This is a genomic window from Streptomyces vinaceus (assembly GCF_008704935.1).
Lineage (GTDB): Bacteria > Actinomycetota > Actinomycetes > Streptomycetales > Streptomycetaceae > Streptomyces > Streptomyces vinaceus.
This window is the reverse complement of record NZ_CP023692.1, coordinates 7,219,869-7,236,220: the sequence shown is the minus strand read 5'-3', so window position 1 is coordinate 7,236,220 and position 16,352 is coordinate 7,219,869. Positions and strand designations below refer to the sequence as shown.

Sequence of the window (16,352 nt, the reverse complement as noted above, 5' to 3'; positions counted from 1 at the left end):
TGGGGGTGTGATCGATTTTCTCCTCGACGCCCCGGTCCCCGGCAGCCTGGACGCCGTGTGGCACGCGGGCTGGCCGTCGCCCAAGCACGATCCCGCCCCCGAGATCCAGGTCCACGCGTACACCCCGGACACGCTGATCCTGCGCCAGAACAAGTCGGTGCACTACGAGGCGCCGTTCCTCTTCCTCCTCTTCGGGAACGAGCGGGCGCTGCTGATCGACACCGGGGCCACCGCCGACCCGGCCCACTTCCCGCTGCGCGCGACCGTCGACGCCCTGATCGAGGAGTGGCTGACGCGCAATCCCCGCGGACGGTACGGGCTGACGGTCGCGCACACGCACGGGCACGGCGACCACATCGCGGGCGACGGACAGTTCGCCGGCAGACCGGACACCACGATCGTCGGCCCGGAGCCGGACGAGGTCACCGCCCACTTCGGACTCGACGACTGGCCGCACCGCACCGCCGAGCTCGACCTGGGCGGACGCGTCCTCGACCTCATCCCCGGGCCCGGCCACCAGGCCGCCGCCCTGGTCTTCCACGACCGGCACACGGGTCTGCTGCTGACCGGCGATTCCCTCTACCCCGGGCGGCTCTACGTGGAGGACCGGGCGGCCTACGCCGACACGGTGGAGCGGCTCGTGGACTTCTGCGCCGGCCGCCCGATCACGCACCTCCTCGGCTGCCACATCGAGATGACCACGCAGCCGAACACCGACTACCCGCGGGGTACCACCCACCAGCCGGACGAGCCTCCGCTCCAGCTCACCACCACCCACCTCCACGACCTGCGCCGCGCCCTGGCGCAGACGGCGGGACGTTCCGGCTCCCACCCCTGCGGCGCCTTCATCCTCGTGTACCGCGACTGACGGATAGCCGTCGGCCCTGACCAGGAGAAGGGATTCCCCACGTTTGCGGCGCGGGATACCGGCCATAAGCGTGGTCACGGGAGTCCGCGGCGGTGAGCGGCGCGGGATTCCCGAGCGGGCCCGAGCCGCGTGATGGCACCCCCCGCCATCACGCGGCCGGCGCTCCCGCGCACCGAGGACCAGCGACCGGGCCCGAGCGACGCTCCGCCCTCACGGCCCGGCTTCGATCGCGGCCAGGACCCGGTCGGGGGTCAGCGGCAGCTCCCGCAGCCGCCGGCCGGTGGCGTGGCACACGGCGTTGCCGATCGCCGCGGCCGTGCCGACGATGCCGATCTCCCCGATGCCCTTGCTGCCCATCGGGTTGAGGTGCTTGTCGTGCTCCTCGATCCAGTGGGCCTCGATGACGGGCACGTCGGCGTTGGCCGGTACGTGGTACGAGGCCAGGTCCCGTTCCGCGAAGTCGCCGAACGCGGGGTCGAGCGCACTGTGCTCGGTGAGCGCCATGCCCAGCCCCATCACCATCCCCCCGATGAACTGCGAGCGGGCGGTGCGCGGGTTGAGGATGCGGCCTGCCGCGTAGACGCCGAGCAGTCTGCGGACGTGGACCTCACCCGTGACGGTGTCGGCCTGGACCTCGGCGAAGTGGGCCCCGAACGCGTGGCGCGCGTAAGGGGACTTCTGCTTCGCGGACTGCGTGGTGTCGGCGGAGGCGGAGAGACCGGCGGCGGGCAGCGGCCCCTCGTGCCGGGCCAGCCGGTCGGTCAGCGCGGTGCACGCGTCGTGCACCGCCCAGCCCCAGGACGCCGTACCCGTGGAGCCGCCGGCGACGGCGCCGGGCGGCAGCGCGCTGTTGCCGATGGCCACCGAGACGGCGCCGAGCGGTACGTGCAGGGCGTCGGCGGCGATCTGGGCCATGACCGTGCGCGCGCCGGTACCGATGTCGGTGGCGTTGACCTCGACCAGGTAGCTCCCGTCGGGGCGGGCGTGCGCCCGGGCGCCCGAGGGGCGATGTACACGGGATAGGTGGCGGCGGCCACACCGGTGCCGATGAGGAGCGGCCCCTCGCGGCGGGGCGCCCTGCGGCCGGCCCAGCCGAACCGGCGGGCGCCCTCGCGCAGGCACTCCACGAGGTGGCGGCTGCTGAACGGGCGTCCGCTGTCGGGCTCGGTGGCCGCGTCGTTGCGTACGCGCAGCTCGACGGGGTCCATACCGAGAGCGTCGGCCAGCTCGTCCATGGCCGACTCCAGGGCGTACATGCCGGGTGTTTCGCCCGGGGCGCGCATCCAGGAGGGAGTGGGCACGTCGAGCCCGGTGACGCGGTGGGTGGTGCGGGTGTCCGGAGCGGCGTACATCACCCGGGCCGGTACGGCGGCCTGTTCGACGAACTCTCGGACCTGCGAGGTGTGCGTGGTGACCTCGTGGACGAGGGAGGTGAGGGTGCCGTCGGGGCGGGCTCCGAGCCGGAGGTGGTGCAGGGTGGGCGCGCGGTGTCCGACGGTGGCGGCCATGTGCTGTCGGGGCAGGGACAGCGTGACGGGGCGACCGCAGTGGCGGGTAGCCATCACGGCGAGGACGACGTGGGGGCGTGGTGTGCCCTTGGATCCGAATCCGCCGCCGACGTGCTCGGCCAGGACGGTGATCCGATCCTGGGCCAGCCGGAACAGCCCGGCCAGGACGTTGCGCACCACCGTGGTGCCCTGGCAGGAGTCGTACACGGTGAGGTGGCCGCGTTCGGCGTCCCAGTCGGCGGTGGCGGCGTGCGGTTCCATGGCGTGGTTGTGCAGCGGCGGAACGGAGTAGCGGACGTCGACGCGTACGGGTGCTTCGGCGAACGCCCTATCGGGATCGCCCTGTTCGCGATGGGCCGGGTAGCCGCCGTTGGCCGTCTCGGGAGTGTAGAGGCCCGGGTGCCCCTCGTGCAGGGTGACGTCGTGCGGCTCGCTCTCGTACGTGACGCGCACGGCGTCGGCGGCGGCTCGGGCGCGCTCCAGGGTGTCGGCGATGGCGAGCGCGACGTACCAGCCGCGGTGGGGCACCCGTGTGTCCTGGAGGAGTTGCAGGGTGGGGTCGTCGGAGGGGCCCAGCCGGGGGGCGTCGAAGGGGGTGAGGACGCCCAGTACGCCGGGCAGGGCCAGGGCGTCGGCGGTGTCGACGGCGGTGACCCGGCCGCGGGCGACGGTCGCGGGCACCGGCCAGGCGTAGGCCCGCTGCGGAAGGTGCTGTTCGGCGGCGTAGCGGGCGGCGCCGGTCACCTTCTCCCGGCCTTCGCGCCGTGGGACGTCGGCGCCGAGAGCGGCGGTGGCGGGGGCGGTGGGGTCGAGGGTGGCGGAGGTCGGGCTCATCGTGGTCCTGTTCCTGGTCGGCGCGTGGGTGGCGCCGCTACGGCGTGGCGGGGGAACCGGGGCGCGTGCCCGCCAGCTCGGCGATGGCGTCGCAGGCGAGGTTGCGGGCGAGCGGAATCTTGTACGCGTTGTCGCGCAGGGCCCTGGCCCCCGCGAGTTCGGCGTCCACTGCCTCGCGGACGGCGTCGGGGTGCGGTACGGCGCCCGTCAGCCGTCCCTCGGCGGTGGTCGCGCGCCAGGGCCGGTGGGCCAGGCCGCCGAAGGCGAGGGCGATCCGGCGCACCCGGCCCGCCCCGCCGTCGTCGAGATCGAGGTCGAGGACGACGGCGACCGAGACGAGGGCGAAGGCGTACGAGGCGCGTTCGCGGGCCTTGCGGTAGAGGGAACGGGCACCGGGCGCGGGAGCGGGCAGGATGACCGCCGTGATGATCTCCCCGGGACGGATGACGGTGTCCTGCTCGGGCCGGTCGGCGGGGAGCCGGTGGAACTCGGCCGCCGCGACCGTACGGGTGGTGCCCGCCGCGCCGTACAGCTCGACCCGGGCGTCGAGCGCGGCGAGGGCCACGGCCATGTCGGAGGGGTGGGTGGCGATGCAGTGCTCGGAGTGGCCGAGTACCGCGTGGTCGCGGTGGAGGCCCTCACGGGCCCCGCAGCCTGTGCCGGGCTCGCGCTTGTTGCAGGGTTTGGAGAGGTCCTGGAAATAACCGCAGCGGGTGCGCTGGAGCAGGTTGCCGCCGGTGGTGGCGACGTTGCGCAGCTGGCCGGAGGCGCCGGAGAGCAGCGCCTGGCTGAGGAGCGGGTAGCGGGTGCGCACCAGGGGGTCGGCGGCCAGGTCGCTGTTGCGGACCGTGGCTCCGACGCGCAGGCCGCCGTCGGGAAGCTCCCGGATCTCGTCCAGGGGCAGGCGGGAGAGGTCGATGAGGGCGCCGGGGGTCTCGACGCCGAGTTTCATCAGGTCCACGAGGTTGGTGCCGCCGCCGAGGTAGCGGGAGCCGGGGTGGGCGGCGTAGGCGTCGGCGGCGGCCTGGAGGCTGGTGGCGCGTACGTAGGCGAAGGGCTTCACGCGGTCACCTCCGCGCCAGTCGTGGTGCCGGCCGCGGTGGTGGCCGTGGTACCGGCCGGGGCGGAGGTGGCATCGGCGTCGGCTCCCGCATCGGCGACGGCCCGGACGATCGCGGGGTAGGCGCCGCAGCGGCAGAGGTTCCCGCTGAGTCGTTCCCTGATCTCGTCGGCGGTCAGCGCGGCGGGTCCGGGCGCAGCCGGGGTCAGGTCGGTGGTGACGTGCGAGGGGTGGCCGGCGGCGGCTTCGCGGAGGGCGCCGAGCGCGGAGCAGAGCTGGCCGGGGGTGCAGTAGCCGCACTGGAAGGCGTCGTGCTCGATGAAGGCGCGCTGGAGCGGGTGCAGGACACCGTCGGGGCCCGCCAGGCCCTCGACGGTGGTGATCTCGCAGTCGTCGAGGGCCACGGCGAGGAGCAGGCAGCTGTTGGCGCGCCGCCCGTCCACCAGGACGGTGCAGGCGCCGCACTGGCCGTGGTCGCAGCCCTTCTTGGCGCCGGTCAGGTCCAGGTGCTCGCGCAGGGCGTCGAGCAGCGTGACCCGGTGGTCCAGGTCGAGGTCGTGGTGGACGCCGTTGACGCGGAGGGCCACAGGGGAGCGGCCGGCCCCGGCGAGCGCGTCGTCCGGCGGGCGCGGCGCCGGTCCGGGGCCGGCGCCTGGATCGGGTCGACGGGAGGGCGGGTCGGTTGCGTGGGCCACGACGGGCTCCCTTGGCGTGCGTTCGGGGAGGGAATGTCCCTTCGGCTTCCCAGCCTGGCCCCTGGCGCGCCCGGGCGCGCAGCACGCCCCCGCCGGCCTCCCCCGTACGGACTACGGCAGTGACCGGCCGGGCGGGCTCGGGCGCCTTTACCGGCGACGACGTCCGCGGCTGCTGCGGCGCGCCAGTACGAACGCGACGACCACCGCGCCGGCGATCAGGAGCGGAGTGCGCTTCCCGCGCGCGGCCGTCGCGGCCTGGCCGGCCTTCTCCAGCAGCGGGTCGGGGGTCTTGTCGGCCGCGAACTGGCCGACTCGGGTCGCGCTGTCCCACACCTGCGCCGCGGCCTGGGTGGTCTTGTCCACGACCGGGTAGGGGGTCTTCTCCCTCGCCAGCTGGGCGGCCTGCCCCGCCTTCTCGCGGATCTGGTCGGCGATCAGGGAGACCTTTTCGGTGGTGTGCTGCTTCATGGCTGCGGTCCTCTCCTTGGTTGGGCCCCGGTTCGGGCCTCGGTCCGGGCCGTGCGGGATCGGTGGCTCCATCGGTGGTTCAGCGGTGTGCTCTCCGCTGCTTGCCGGCAAGCGCGGTCACCGCGGCTGCTGCCGCGACCAGGCCGGCGATGGCGAGGGCTGCCGTCGACACCGGCAGGACCAGGGCGACGGCGGCGATGCACGTGGCCAGCAGAGCCTGAGCGGCGAAGAGGCCCAGGACGTCCGCCGCGACGAGGGGACGACCGCCCGTCATCTCCTCACGGGCTGAGTGGCGAACCGCCATCGCGGATCCTCCTCGTTGAGCTGTGCATGCCGTGGGTCACGGCGCACTTGCCCCGCCATCGGGTTAAGAAACAAATAAAAAAGGCATGCATGTCCCGGATGCGGTCGGGCACACGGCGCTTCGGAGGTTGATAACTATGGTTCCCCTGCTTCTCGTTCTTCTGCTCATCCTGATCCTCGCCGGCGCGGGTTTCGCGCTCAAGATTCTCTGGTGGGTCGCTATCGCACTCCTGGTGCTGTGGCTCATCGGATTCGTCGCCCGCCCGAAGGGAAGTAGCGGCCGCTGGTACCGCTGGTAGCCGTACGAAAGCCTTCCGGTGATCGACGGCCGCCCCGGTCTCGAATTCGATCCGGGTGCGTGAATTCGACACGGTGGGGCAAGCGAAGTCCAGGCGGAATCAGCACGGCCGCCCAGCACGACGTACGGAACAAGGAGGACCGGCGGAGAGGCATTTCCCCGCCGTCCCCATTGACCGAGGAGTTGTTTTCGCGTGACTGAACATCTGTGGAGTTACCAGCCGACCGCGGGTCACCTGGCCGGTACCGATCTGACCGGCTACAAGGTCGAGGCGACCGACGGGAGCATCGGCAAGGTCGACAAGCACTCCGACGAGGTCGGTGACGCCTACCTGGTCGTCGACACCGGCGTATGGATCTTCGGCAAGGAGGTCCTGCTGCCGGCGCGCACGGTCGTCAAGATCGACCCGGAGGAGCGGAAGATCTTCGTCGACCGCACCAAGGAGCAGATCAAGAACGCCCCCGAGTTCCACCGCGACAAGCACCTCGGCGACGCCGGGTACCGTGAGGAGCTGGGCACCTATTACGGCACCGGCGCCCCCTTCGGCGGCCGCCCCGCCTGATCCGCTCCCCCGCGCACGACGACGCCGGTCCCGGCACCCGAGGTGGGTGCCGGGACCGGCGTCGTGGGGCGGCCGAGAAACACGACGGTCAGCCGTCCTCGAATGCCAGGACCTCGGCCAACGCGGCCTCCTGCTCTTCCACGTCCTGGGCGCTCCCGGCGATCACCGCGTACCGCCAGGAACGGCCGTCGGGCGGCGCGTCCGCGTAGAGGACCACGCCCTCGCCGCGGGCCGGGTCGAACGCGAGGCCGGATGCGCGGAGCCGGGCGAGGGCCCCTTCGAAGTCCACGGGGTTGCGCGTCCGGCCCCTCGACACCGACCACGCGGGGTGCGGATCGGCCGATCCCGCCGTCAACCGGGTGACCATGGCGTGCGGTGTGGTGGTGGCCGTACGGCGGATGTTGCTCTCGCTCGCGTACAGGACGCCTGCCGCGTCGACGAGCCCGTCGAGTCCGAAGGGTCCGGCGTAGCCGTGATCGGACAGGTGACGGCCCAGCGCCTTCCCCCACTCCTCCAGCTCACCGGCCACGTGCGCGGATGACGGCGGCAACGGGGAGGCGTATCCCGTGAAGGATCCCTGCGCCGTACGCATCGCCCCGCTGAAGAGCGCGTGCGTCCCGGAGGCGGTCACCTCCAGCTGGATGCTGACCGACGCGGTCACGTCCAGGCACTCCTCCACCACCCACATGCCGTCCGGCCCACCGACCGCGTCGAGCGGCAGGCTCGCACCACCCCTCAGGTCGTCGCGGGACACGAAACGCATCCCGTGCCCGCCCGCCGAGCGGTCGGGCTTCACCACGACACGCGCATGGTCCCGCAGGAGCTCGCGGGCCACGCCCTCGGCCTGCGCGCGCCGGCACATCCGGCCCGTGGGCAGTCGCAGGCCCAAGTGCCCGGCCGTCTCGCGGAAGCCGGTCTTCGTATTGAGCAGCATGGTCACCTTCAGCGCGGCCTCGGCAGCGGCGACCGTGGGGTACGGGTGGACGGCGAGGCCGACCTCCCGGGCGAACGCGATCGCCGACGCGTCCAGCGCCGTCGGCAGCAGCGCCGCGCCGCGGTCTCCGGCGAGGGCCCGGACGTGCTCGGCGAGTCCGGCCTCGCGTACCGCCCGTGCCAGCGGGACGGCGCCCGCAGGTGGTACCTCGACGACGGCCACCGATTCTGCGGGCACCCCCGTCAGGTCGTACACGTAACGCAAGAACTCCCGGCTCAGCGGCACGGGAGTGACCAGCACGTCTCCCGGCCGCAGCAGCCACGCCTTCCGCGGCGCCTGCTGCGCCCACTGCGCCAGGATCTCCCCCTCGTCGAGATCCACCGCCACGTCCGAGAGGAAGTTCGCGAACACGACGACCGGGCCCGTCTCCGTCACCTTTGCGGACATGGGCCCAGCCTCTGCCGGGCCCTGCCCGCCGGCATCCCTCGGCATCCGTACGGGTGACCCCGGCCGCGCACCGGTCAGCCGGCGGCGAGTACGGAGTCGTCCAGCGGGTCCGTGCCGGGCAGGTGGTGGCGGGCGGCGATCAGTGCCGCGTGTATGTCGGTCGTGCCGGTGGCCACGCACAGGGCCCGCTCCACGGCCTCGATCTCCTTGCGCACGGGCGAGTCGCCCTCCGCGGCGTCGAGTACGGACAGCGCCCAGTACCGGTCGACGAGGCCGGGGAGTACGGCCGGGTGAGCCATCAACATGGGTGGTCGCCTTTCGCCAGGAGATCGATGAGGTGAGCGTCACCTACCCTGTCGATCACCGTCGAACCCCCCGGCCTTCCTCTCCCGGCCGCCCTCCCGGGACGTCAGGCGCGGGGCGGGCGCGTCGCGGTGTCCAGGTAGAAGGCGTCGATGCTCTGGACGGCCTGCTCGAACTCCTCCAGGTTGACGGGCTTCGTCACGTAGGCGTTGGCGTGGCTGGTGTAGGCGCCTGCCACGTCGTCGGGGGCGGAGGACGTGGTGAGGACGACGACGGGGATGGTCTGCAAGTCGGCGTCGCTCTTCAGGATGCGGAGCAGGTCGCGGCCGTTCATGCGGGGCATGTTCAGGTCGAGCACGATCAGGTCGGGCCGCGGGCTGTCGGGGTCGCGCAGGTGCTCCAGGGCGGCGACACCATCGGTGGCCTGTACGAGGTTGCGGGCGCCGCGCTCGGAGAGTGCCTCTTCGATGAGCATCGCGTCGGCGATGTCGTCTTCCACGAGCAGGACGTCGAACGGGCGGGCGGGGGCGTTCATCGTCAATTGCTCCGTGGGTGCTTCGTCGGTGGGGTTGAAGAGTCCCGGCCAGCGGCGGCGGGCGCCCTGGCGGGTCATGCCGCATGCGCGGCCGATCTGGGGGTATCCGGCACCGGCACGCGCGGCTTCCTCGGCCGCCGCGCGCTGCAGACGTTCGGCGGCTTCCTGAAGGTGGTCCAGCAGGTGCAGACGTGCCAGGGCCTGCGCCCGCCCTTCCGCCACCGGGAGGGCGAAGTCCGTCTGCAGCTGGAGGGCCAGGCGTCGGGCGAGGTCGGCGACAGCCTTGTCGGCGACGGCGGCCGTCTCCTTCGGGGTGGTCCGCAGGTGGAAGTTCTTGCCGGGCATACCCCGTACCCTAGGCCCTCGATCGACAAGCGACAACAACTGTTGTCCGATGCCCTCTACAGTGTGCGCTGCGCCCTCTGTTCATGGCGGCTGTATCGGGAGGGATCCGGAAAGATGACGGGCAAGACGACGAGGCCGCTGCGTGCGCGGAAGCCCTTCGTGTGGACGACCCGGAGGTGGCTCCGTGTCGGGGTCGCCGTATCGCTGGCGGTGCTGGCCGTGCTCGGTGGGACCGGTGCGTGGGTGCTGGGGCGTACGGCGACGATCAGCTACGAGCTCGCGGACGTACGGTCGCCCGCGCTGTCCACGGCGTTCCGCCTGGAATCGGCCCTCCTCAACCAGGAGACGGGTATCCGCGGCTACGGACTCACCGGGACCCCGGAGTTCCTGGAGCCCTATCAGCGGGGTCTCACGGATCAGAACGCCTACACCGCGCAGCTCGCGCAACTCCTGGAGGGCGACAGCCGCGCACTCGGCGACCTGAAGGCGGTCCGGGACGCGGTCTCCCGGTGGCAGGAAAGGATCGCCCGCCCCGTCGCCGCCTCGCCGCCCGGCGCGCCCTCGCCCCTGACCACCGAACGCGCCGCCGAGGCCAAGGAGGCGTTCGACACCGTGCGCCAGGCCATGGCCGGCCAGCAGGAACGGTTGCGCGCCGAGCGGGCCCGGACCCGGGCCGACCTCGCCGCCACCATCCGACTGCGCAACTGGGTGTTCGCGGCGATCGCAGCCGTGATCGTCCTTCTGGCGGCCCTGGTCTTCGAAGGGCTGCGCCGCGGCATCAACCGGCCGCTGGAGCAGCTGGCGTCGGACGCCCGCACCGTCGCCGGGGGCGACTTCGGCCATCCCATCTCCTCGGCCGGTCCGGCGGACCTGCGGCGGCTGGGCAGCGAGATCGACTTCATGCGCCGCCGGCTCGTGCGCGAGCTGGCCTTCAGCGAGGAGGCCCGGCGGCGGCTGGACGCGCAGACCGCCGACCTGCAGCGCTCCAACGCCGAGCTGGAGCAGTTCGCGTACGTCGCCTCCCACGACCTGCAGGAGCCGCTGCGCAAGGTATCCAGCTTCACGCAGCTCCTCCAGCGGCGCTACGGAGGCCAGCTCGACGCCAAGGCGGACCAGTACATCGGCATCGCGGTCGACGGCGCGAACCGTATGCAGACGCTCATCAACGACCTTCTCGACTTCTCCCGGGTGGGCCGTGTCCACCACGACCCCGAAAAGGTCGACCTCGACGCGGTCATGGAAAGGACCTTGGCCGCACTGAGCGTGGGCATCGAGGAGGCGGGGGCGTCGATCACGCACGATCCGCTGCCGACCCTGGTCGCCGATCCCACCCAGATGGGCATGCTCTGGCAGAACCTGATCGGAAACGCGGTCAAGTTCCGCCGCCCGGACCGGGCGCCGGAGATCCGTGTCACGGCTGCCCGGGACGGGGAGCTGTGGCGGTTCACGGTGACCGACAACGGGATCGGCATCGCTCCCGAGTACGCCGAGAAGGTATTCGTGATCTTCCAGCGGCTCCACACCAAGGACGTCTACCCCGGAAGCGGAATCGGTCTGGCGATGTGCAAGAAGATCGTCGAGTTCCAGGGCGGCACCATCGCCGTCGACCCGGAATACCGGGACGGGACGCGCATCAGCTTCACCCTCGCAGCCGAGCCCCTCCAGGCCGCGCCCTCCTCGGCCATCGCCGAAGCGACCCGGGCCGCCGCGGAGCCGTCGCCGTGACCGCGACCCTCCCCCACTCCGGCGGCCTCGGCGACGTCACCACGAACGAGCAGGTCTACCGGATCCTCCTCATAGAGGACGACGCCGACGACGCCCTGCTCGTCGAAGAACTCCTCCACGACACGGAGCTGCGCTTCGAACTCACCACCAGCGCCTCGCTGGCCGAAGCCCACGCGGAACTCGCCGTCCGCGCCGTCGACTGCATCCTCCTCGACCTGCACCTGCCCGACGTGTCGGGCACCGACGCGGTCACCACCGTCCGCGCCATGGCCCCGCACACCGCGGTGATCGTCCTGACCGGCCTGTCGGAGAAGCAGGCGGGCTCCGAGGCGATGGCCGCCGGGGCCCAGGACTATCTCGTCAAGGGCAAGGTCGAAGCCGACCTGCTGCGCCGCACGGTCCGCTACGCCGTCTACCGGAGCCATGCCGAACGCGCGGCGGCCGAAGCCCAGTCGGCCCGGCAGCGCGCCGAGGAGAACGCCCGCCTGGAACGCGGACTGCTGCCCCGGCCCCTCCTCGACACCTCCACCGTCACGGTGACCACCCGCTACCTGCCCGGCGCGGAACAGGCGCTGCTCGGCGGCGACTTCCTCGACGTCGTCGAGGCTGACGAAGGGCTCCTGCACGCCGTCGTCGGTGACGTCAGCGGACACGGCCCCGACGCCGCCGCCCTCGGCGTCTGCCTGCGCATCGCCTGGCGTTCGCTCGTCCTGGCCGGGCACCACGGCACCGAACTGCTCCACCTCATGGAACGCCTGCTGGTGGCGGAACGCGGCTCCCAGCCCCTGTTCGCCACCTGCACGCTCCTCACCCTCGACCAGAAGAGCTCCACGGCCACCCTCTACCTGGCGGGCCACCACGAGCCCCTGCTCACCACCTCGGAGGAGACCCTGGAGGTGCCCGCCGAGCACGGCATCGCGCTCGGCATCGTCCCCGGCCACGGTGACTGGCCCGCCACGGTCATCCGCCTCCCGGACGCCGGGGCGCTCACCCTCTACACCGACGGCCTCACGGAAGGGCACAACGGTGACGCCGGCGGCCGGCTGGGCATCGAGGGGCTCCTGCCGCTGATCAACACCACCCCGTCCCACGACCCCGCGGCGCACCTGGACAGCCTCATCCACCAGACCAGGGCACTCAACGCCGGGAGACACACCGACGACCTCGCGGTGCTCCGCCTCGGCTGGGGCTTCCGCTAGGCGGTGCGCCGGCGGATCATGGCCGAGCCCGGGGCGGCCGGCACCGCGGCTTGCCGCGCTCGCTTTCGGTGGAGTCGGGGGCGAGCAGCCAGATCGTGGGCGGGGCGGCAGGGCAGTTGCGAGCCTGTGTCGGCGTCACGTATCCGACCGGGGCCGGCGGTCCGCGGCGATCGGGCGGCTCGTCTGCGCGACGTGGCGCGGGCGGCGCGCGAAGGCCAGCAGGTGCAGGCTGGACACCGCGAGTTCCGGGTGCCCGTCGGCGAACCGCGCGGCGGCGAGGGCGGCTTCGCACACCTGCTCCCCCAGGTCCCTTCTCCCGGTGCGGCGCTCTTCGGCCCGCAGCGCCTCGTAGGCGGGCCCGTGCACCCCGTGGATCCCGAGGTGATCGAGGCCCGCCTGCCGGGCCTCGGCGCCGAGTTCCGCGAGGTCGTGGTAGTACGTGGTGGGGCCGTCCCGGCGCACGCGCAGCCCGGTCGCCGCGATGTCCAGGGCGGCGGGTGAGTCCAGGTCCAGCAGTTTTGCGTACCGGTTGAGGGCGGCCGCGGCGACCAGGCCGCCGGGTCTGACGACGCGGCGGGCCTCCCGCCAGGCACGGGCCCGACCGGAGCCGTCCGGCAGGTGGTAGAGGGGGCCGAGCATCAGCACGGCGTCGAACGAACCGTCCGCGTGGCGGAGATTGCGCGCGTCCCCCACGATCGCCGCCAGACCCTGCGCGCGGGCCTGTCGTACGTGCTGCTCCACCGGGTCCACGACGAGAACCCGGTAGCCCCTGTCGGTGAGCCGGCGGGCGTGCACTCCGGGCCCGCCACCGACGTCCAGGACGGACGCGGGCGCGGGCGGAAGATGAGCCCGCAGGAGTTCCTGCGTCCGGACCAGCTCGATCGTGCCGATCGTACGTCCGGACGTGAGCCGGACGGCCTCGTCACCGTCACCGTAGAAGGCGGTGATGTCGGGAAGGAGCGCCACGTCGACCTCCGGAGGGGAGAGCAGGCTGCCGCTCGAAAGAATGACACGGCGACGCGCACGGCCGCCAGGTACCCCCCGGTCCGGCGGTCCCGGGTCTCAGATCAGCCGCTGGGGCGCGGGGACCACACCTCGGGGCCGCCTCCTTCCCACCGGATCGGCCCGTCCTCGGACAGGTCCACGTCCTCCAGGCCGGCCCGGCGCAGGAACTCCGACACGTCCGCGGGCGTGTGCGCCCGGCCCAGGTCCGCGTCCACGCCGAGCGCGTGCACGGTCACTTTCCGCCCGCCCTGCGGTGATACGGGGTGGACGACGATCTCCGTCTGATCCGTCATGCAACCAGAGTGCTGCGGACCGGCCGGTACGGCATCCGGGGCTCCTCCGCCCGCCGGACAGCGGCGGAGCGGCGCCGGTCGCGCGTCGCGGGTGCAGAGCGGCCCCCGCGATCCTTGACGTCTTCTCAGAATTCTTTGGGGAAAGGGCGTTTGGAAGGCGGAGGGCCGGTTAGACGCGTGGATACCGGAAGCCGCCGCCTGTGGCGGGGTGCTTCCGGGGTGGGTCCCGCCGCATTCCGCCATTCCCCCCGGTGGCATGCGGCAGGGCCGCCCGTACGACGCGGCTGCCGCCCGGATCCGTACGGAACCCGGACGCCCCGGGTTCCCGGCCCCTCCCGCCGGGAACCCGGGCCCTCCGGCGAACCCCCGACGACGGCGCTCATACCGCCGCCCCCGGGCAACGGACCCGTCGGCAGCAGCCCCGGCGGACCGCCCCCGCTCACACGGATGGCCGGATCACGCCGATCGTCCCGTTGCGCCCCGACACCGCCGCATGAGGGGCCCGGGGAGGGGAACGGATCGTGACCGTCCGCCGCCGCGCGGCCGTACGCGTCGGCGGCCGGAGCTCAGAACCACGCGCAGGGGGGACGTCATGGTGTCGCACGGCATGCAGGCCTTGGACGGGGGCGACGGGTTCCTCGCGAAGTCCGCGGCTCTGACCGGATTCAGCGAGGAGGAGCTGCGGGCCACGGGAATGTCGCAGGAGTACCGGGCCGTCGTACGGGAACGGGCCGGTGCCGATCGCTACCGGCTCTTCATGGAAGAGGAGCCGTGCCCTGACCGGGCCGATGAGGGGCATGGGCCGCAAGAGGCCCGGGCGGAGCTCGCCGACGCCGTCATCCACCTCTGGTACACGGGGAGTTGGCCCGGCCTCGACGGAGCGGCGCCGTTCACCGTGTCCGCTCGCGCCTACGCGGCGGGGCTCGTGTGGCGGGCCTTCGGCGGACAGCCGCCGGGCGTGGGGCCCGGCGGCTTCGGCAGCTGGGCCGGAGCTCCCGGGGACGTCGCCGCAGGGGCCGGGGCCGCGCGGTGAGCCCGGGTCGCCCGCAGGTGTACGACGTGATCGTCGTCGGCGGGGGCTTCGCCGGGACGCTGATGGCGCACCGGCTCGGTGAGCGCGGCCGGCGCGTGCTGGTCCTGGAAGCCGGGGTACGGGCGGTCAACGCCGCGCAGGGCCATCGGCGGGCGGTGGACAGCTACCTCGCCGCCTCGGCCAAGGTCCCGGGATCCCCCTACCCCTCCCATCCGGCCGCGCCCTGGCCCGAGGTCACCGACCTGACCGGCGCGTCCGGCGGGGGGTACCGGTCGGACGGCTACCTGATCCAGCGGGGCGGGCTCCCCTACGCCAGCGGCTACGTGCGCGCGAACGGCGGTACCGGCAACGTGTGGACCGGGCTCACTCCACGGATGCACCCGGAGGACTTCCGTACGGACCTCTTCGGCTACGGCCGTGCCTGGCCGATCGGTTACGCCGATCTGGAGCCGTACTACCGTGCCGCCGAGCGGGAGATCGGCGTCGCGGCAGACGCCGAAGAGCAGCGCGCCCGCGTCGGACTCCCCCTGCCCCACGGCTACGTCTTCCCCATGCGCGCACTGCCGCCCAGTCACCTGGACCGCCTGATGGCGGGGCGGCTGGACGGCCGGTGCGTGAAGGACCCGGGCGCCGAGGACCCGGTGGAGCTGCGGGTCGTGGGAACCCCGCACGCCCGCAACGGGGTTCCGAACCCCTCGTACGAAGGCGGCGCCGGGTACGTCCCGGTGGGCGCGTCAGGGCAGCCGGACCAGCACAACCGCTGCGTCGGACACGCCAGTTGTATCCCGGTCTGCCCCGCCCAGGCGAAGTACACGCCGCTGAAGACCCAGGCCCGCTGGAGCCCTACGGTGACGCTGGTCGACCGGGCGGTCGTCAGCCGGGTCCTGGTGGACGGCACCGGCCGCGCCACGGGGGTGGAGTACCTCTCGTACGGAGACGGGGACGGGGACGGGCACGGGGGCGGGGTCGACCGGCACCGCGTCACCGCGGACGTCGTCGTCCTGGCCGCCCACGCCGTGGAGAACGCCAAACTGCTGCTGCTCTCGGGTCTCGCGAACCGCAGCGACCAGGTCGGCCGGAACCTGATGGACCACCCGGTGCTGCTCGCCTGGGGGCTCATGCCGGAGCAGGTGGGCCCCTACCGGGGCCCCGGGTCCACCTCCGGCCTCGAAGGCTTCCGCTTCGGCCGGGCCCGCCGCCGGCGGGCGCCCTTCCGCATCGAGATCGGCAACTGGGGCTGGGTCTGGGCCACGGGAGGCCCCGAAGGGGACCTCGCCGCGCTTCTGGGGCCCGCCGGCCGGCAGGGACGCGGCCGCCTGCGCGGAGCCGCGCTGCGCGCGGCCGTGAGGGACCGGGTGGGCCGGCAGTTCGCCCTGCAGTTCGAGATGGAGCAGGGGGCGGATCCGGCCAACCGCATCACCCTCGACCCCGGTTCCCGCGACGCCCTGGGGCTGCCGCGCCCGGTCGCCACGTACGACCTCGCCCCGCACGTCAGGGACGGCATCGCGGCGGCGAAGGAGGTGTCCGACCAGATCTTCGCGCTGCTGGGCGCGGAGGATCACAGCGATTACGCACCCGGCCCCGGTCAGCCCGGGCATTTCGTCCACCACGGTCGCTCCTACGCCTTCCGCGGGGCGGGGCACGGCGCCGGGACGCACATCATGGGCGACTCGCCCTCGACCTCGGTCGTCGACGAGTGGCAGCGCTGCTGGGACCACCCGGGGCTGTACGCGATCGGCTGCGGCAGCCTGCCCTCGGTCGCCACCTCCAACCCGACGCTGACGATGGCCGCGCTCGCCCTGCGCAGCGCCGAACGCGTCGAGGGCGAACTGGCCGCGCGGGACCGGCCGGTCGCCCTGCACCGCCGTACCGCACCCGCCACGACCACCACCGGAGACGCCTCGTGAGTCCGATGCCCCTGCCGCCCGTTCCGGCCC

16 protein-coding genes and 1 pseudogene are annotated in these 16,352 nt (G+C 73.0%); 7 read left to right on the top strand and 10 right to left on the bottom strand.

Going from position 1 to position 16,352, the window contains the following annotated elements:
* Positions 1-7 precede the first annotated feature (7 nt).
* Positions 8-868 (top strand): MBL fold metallo-hydrolase, encoded by an 861-nt coding sequence (locus CP980_RS32625; protein WP_150529811.1) that lies wholly within the window; start codon positions 8-10, stop codon positions 866-868.
* Positions 869-1,078: 210 nt separating this feature from the next.
* On the opposite strand, the pseudogene CP980_RS32620 reads toward CP980_RS32625, so the two are convergent.
* The 5 genes and pseudogenes from CP980_RS32620 to CP980_RS32600 all read right to left on the bottom strand — a co-directional run bounded on the left by CP980_RS32620 (position 1,079) and on the right by CP980_RS32600 (position 5,737).
* A pseudogene (locus CP980_RS32620) lies at positions 1,079-3,210 on the bottom strand (xanthine dehydrogenase family protein molybdopterin-binding subunit).
* A gap of 37 nt (positions 3,211-3,247) precedes the next feature.
* On the bottom strand, positions 3,248-4,273 hold the full coding sequence (locus CP980_RS32615; protein WP_150529810.1) for an FAD binding domain-containing protein: 1,026 nt from the start codon (positions 4,271-4,273) through the stop codon (positions 3,248-3,250).
* Complete coding sequence (locus CP980_RS32610; RefSeq protein ID WP_132761000.1) at positions 4,270-4,965, bottom strand: 2Fe-2S iron-sulfur cluster-binding protein; 696 nt, start codon at positions 4,963-4,965, stop codon at positions 4,270-4,272. The genes CP980_RS32615 and CP980_RS32610 overlap by 4 nt, the downstream gene beginning before the upstream one ends.
* A gap of 147 nt (positions 4,966-5,112) precedes the next feature.
* Positions 5,113-5,433: a hypothetical protein gene (locus tag CP980_RS32605; RefSeq protein ID WP_150529809.1), complete on the bottom strand. Its 321-nt coding sequence runs from the start codon at positions 5,431-5,433 to the stop codon at positions 5,113-5,115.
* A gap of 79 nt (positions 5,434-5,512) precedes the next feature.
* Positions 5,513-5,737: a phage holin family protein gene (locus tag CP980_RS32600; RefSeq protein ID WP_150529808.1), complete on the bottom strand. Its 225-nt coding sequence runs from the start codon at positions 5,735-5,737 to the stop codon at positions 5,513-5,515.
* A 136-nt stretch (positions 5,738-5,873) separates the two neighbouring features.
* Here CP980_RS32600 and CP980_RS32595 point away from each other — a divergent pair, with 136 nt between their 5' ends.
* Both CP980_RS32595 and CP980_RS32590 read left to right on the top strand, forming a co-directional pair.
* The gene (locus CP980_RS32595) at positions 5,874-6,035 is read left to right on the top strand and encodes a hydrophobic protein (protein ID WP_132760155.1); all 162 of its coding nucleotides are present in this window, start codon (positions 5,874-5,876) and stop codon (positions 6,033-6,035) included.
* A gap of 192 nt (positions 6,036-6,227) precedes the next feature.
* The gene (locus CP980_RS32590) at positions 6,228-6,596 is read left to right on the top strand and encodes a PRC-barrel domain-containing protein (RefSeq protein WP_132760997.1); all 369 of its coding nucleotides are present in this window, start codon (positions 6,228-6,230) and stop codon (positions 6,594-6,596) included.
* Between the two features lie 88 nt (positions 6,597-6,684).
* Here the strand turns inward: CP980_RS32590 and CP980_RS32585 are convergent, their stop codons facing one another.
* The 3 genes from CP980_RS32585 to CP980_RS32575 all read right to left on the bottom strand — a co-directional run bounded on the left by CP980_RS32585 (position 6,685) and on the right by CP980_RS32575 (position 9,160).
* Positions 6,685-7,977: a preATP grasp domain-containing protein gene (locus CP980_RS32585; RefSeq protein ID WP_132760996.1), complete on the bottom strand. Its 1,293-nt coding sequence runs from the start codon at positions 7,975-7,977 to the stop codon at positions 6,685-6,687.
* 74 nt (positions 7,978-8,051) lie between these two features.
* Positions 8,052-8,282 (bottom strand): DUF5133 domain-containing protein, encoded by a 231-nt coding sequence (locus CP980_RS32580; protein WP_132760995.1) that lies wholly within the window; start codon positions 8,280-8,282, stop codon positions 8,052-8,054.
* A 104-nt stretch (positions 8,283-8,386) separates the two neighbouring features.
* The gene (locus CP980_RS32575; protein ID WP_132760994.1) at positions 8,387-9,160 is read right to left on the bottom strand and encodes a response regulator; all 774 of its coding nucleotides are present in this window, start codon (positions 9,158-9,160) and stop codon (positions 8,387-8,389) included.
* Positions 9,161-9,274: 114 nt separating this feature from the next.
* Here CP980_RS32575 and CP980_RS36100 point away from each other — a divergent pair, with 114 nt between their 5' ends.
* Together CP980_RS36100 and CP980_RS36095 are read left to right on the top strand one after the other, a co-directional pair.
* Positions 9,275-10,885 (top strand): sensor histidine kinase, encoded by a 1,611-nt coding sequence (locus CP980_RS36100; protein ID WP_229907365.1) that lies wholly within the window; start codon positions 9,275-9,277, stop codon positions 10,883-10,885.
* Entirely contained in the window at positions 10,882-12,084 is a 1,203-nt protein-coding gene (locus CP980_RS36095) for a PP2C family protein-serine/threonine phosphatase (RefSeq protein WP_229907366.1), read from the top strand. Before CP980_RS36100 ends, CP980_RS36095 begins: the two co-directional genes overlap by 4 nt.
* 135 nt (positions 12,085-12,219) lie before the next feature.
* Here CP980_RS36095 and CP980_RS32565 read toward each other — a convergent pair whose 3' ends face one another.
* Together CP980_RS32565 and CP980_RS32560 are read right to left on the bottom strand one after the other, a co-directional pair.
* Positions 12,220-13,050: a class I SAM-dependent methyltransferase gene (locus CP980_RS32565; RefSeq protein ID WP_150529807.1), complete on the bottom strand. Its 831-nt coding sequence runs from the start codon at positions 13,048-13,050 to the stop codon at positions 12,220-12,222.
* Positions 13,051-13,151: 101 nt separating this feature from the next.
* Positions 13,152-13,382, bottom strand: coding sequence for a hypothetical protein (locus CP980_RS32560; protein WP_132760992.1), 231 nt, complete (start codon positions 13,380-13,382; stop codon positions 13,152-13,154).
* A 607-nt stretch (positions 13,383-13,989) separates the two neighbouring features.
* Between CP980_RS32560 and CP980_RS32555 the strand changes: the two genes are divergently transcribed.
* The gene (locus CP980_RS32555) at positions 13,990-14,415 is read left to right on the top strand and encodes a hypothetical protein (RefSeq protein WP_132761114.1); all 426 of its coding nucleotides are present in this window, start codon (positions 13,990-13,992) and stop codon (positions 14,413-14,415) included.
* On the top strand, positions 14,412-16,322 hold the full coding sequence (locus CP980_RS32550) for a GMC family oxidoreductase (protein WP_268257472.1): 1,911 nt from the start codon (positions 14,412-14,414) through the stop codon (positions 16,320-16,322). Before CP980_RS32555 ends, CP980_RS32550 begins: the two co-directional genes overlap by 4 nt.
* Positions 16,323-16,352 lie beyond the last annotated feature (30 nt).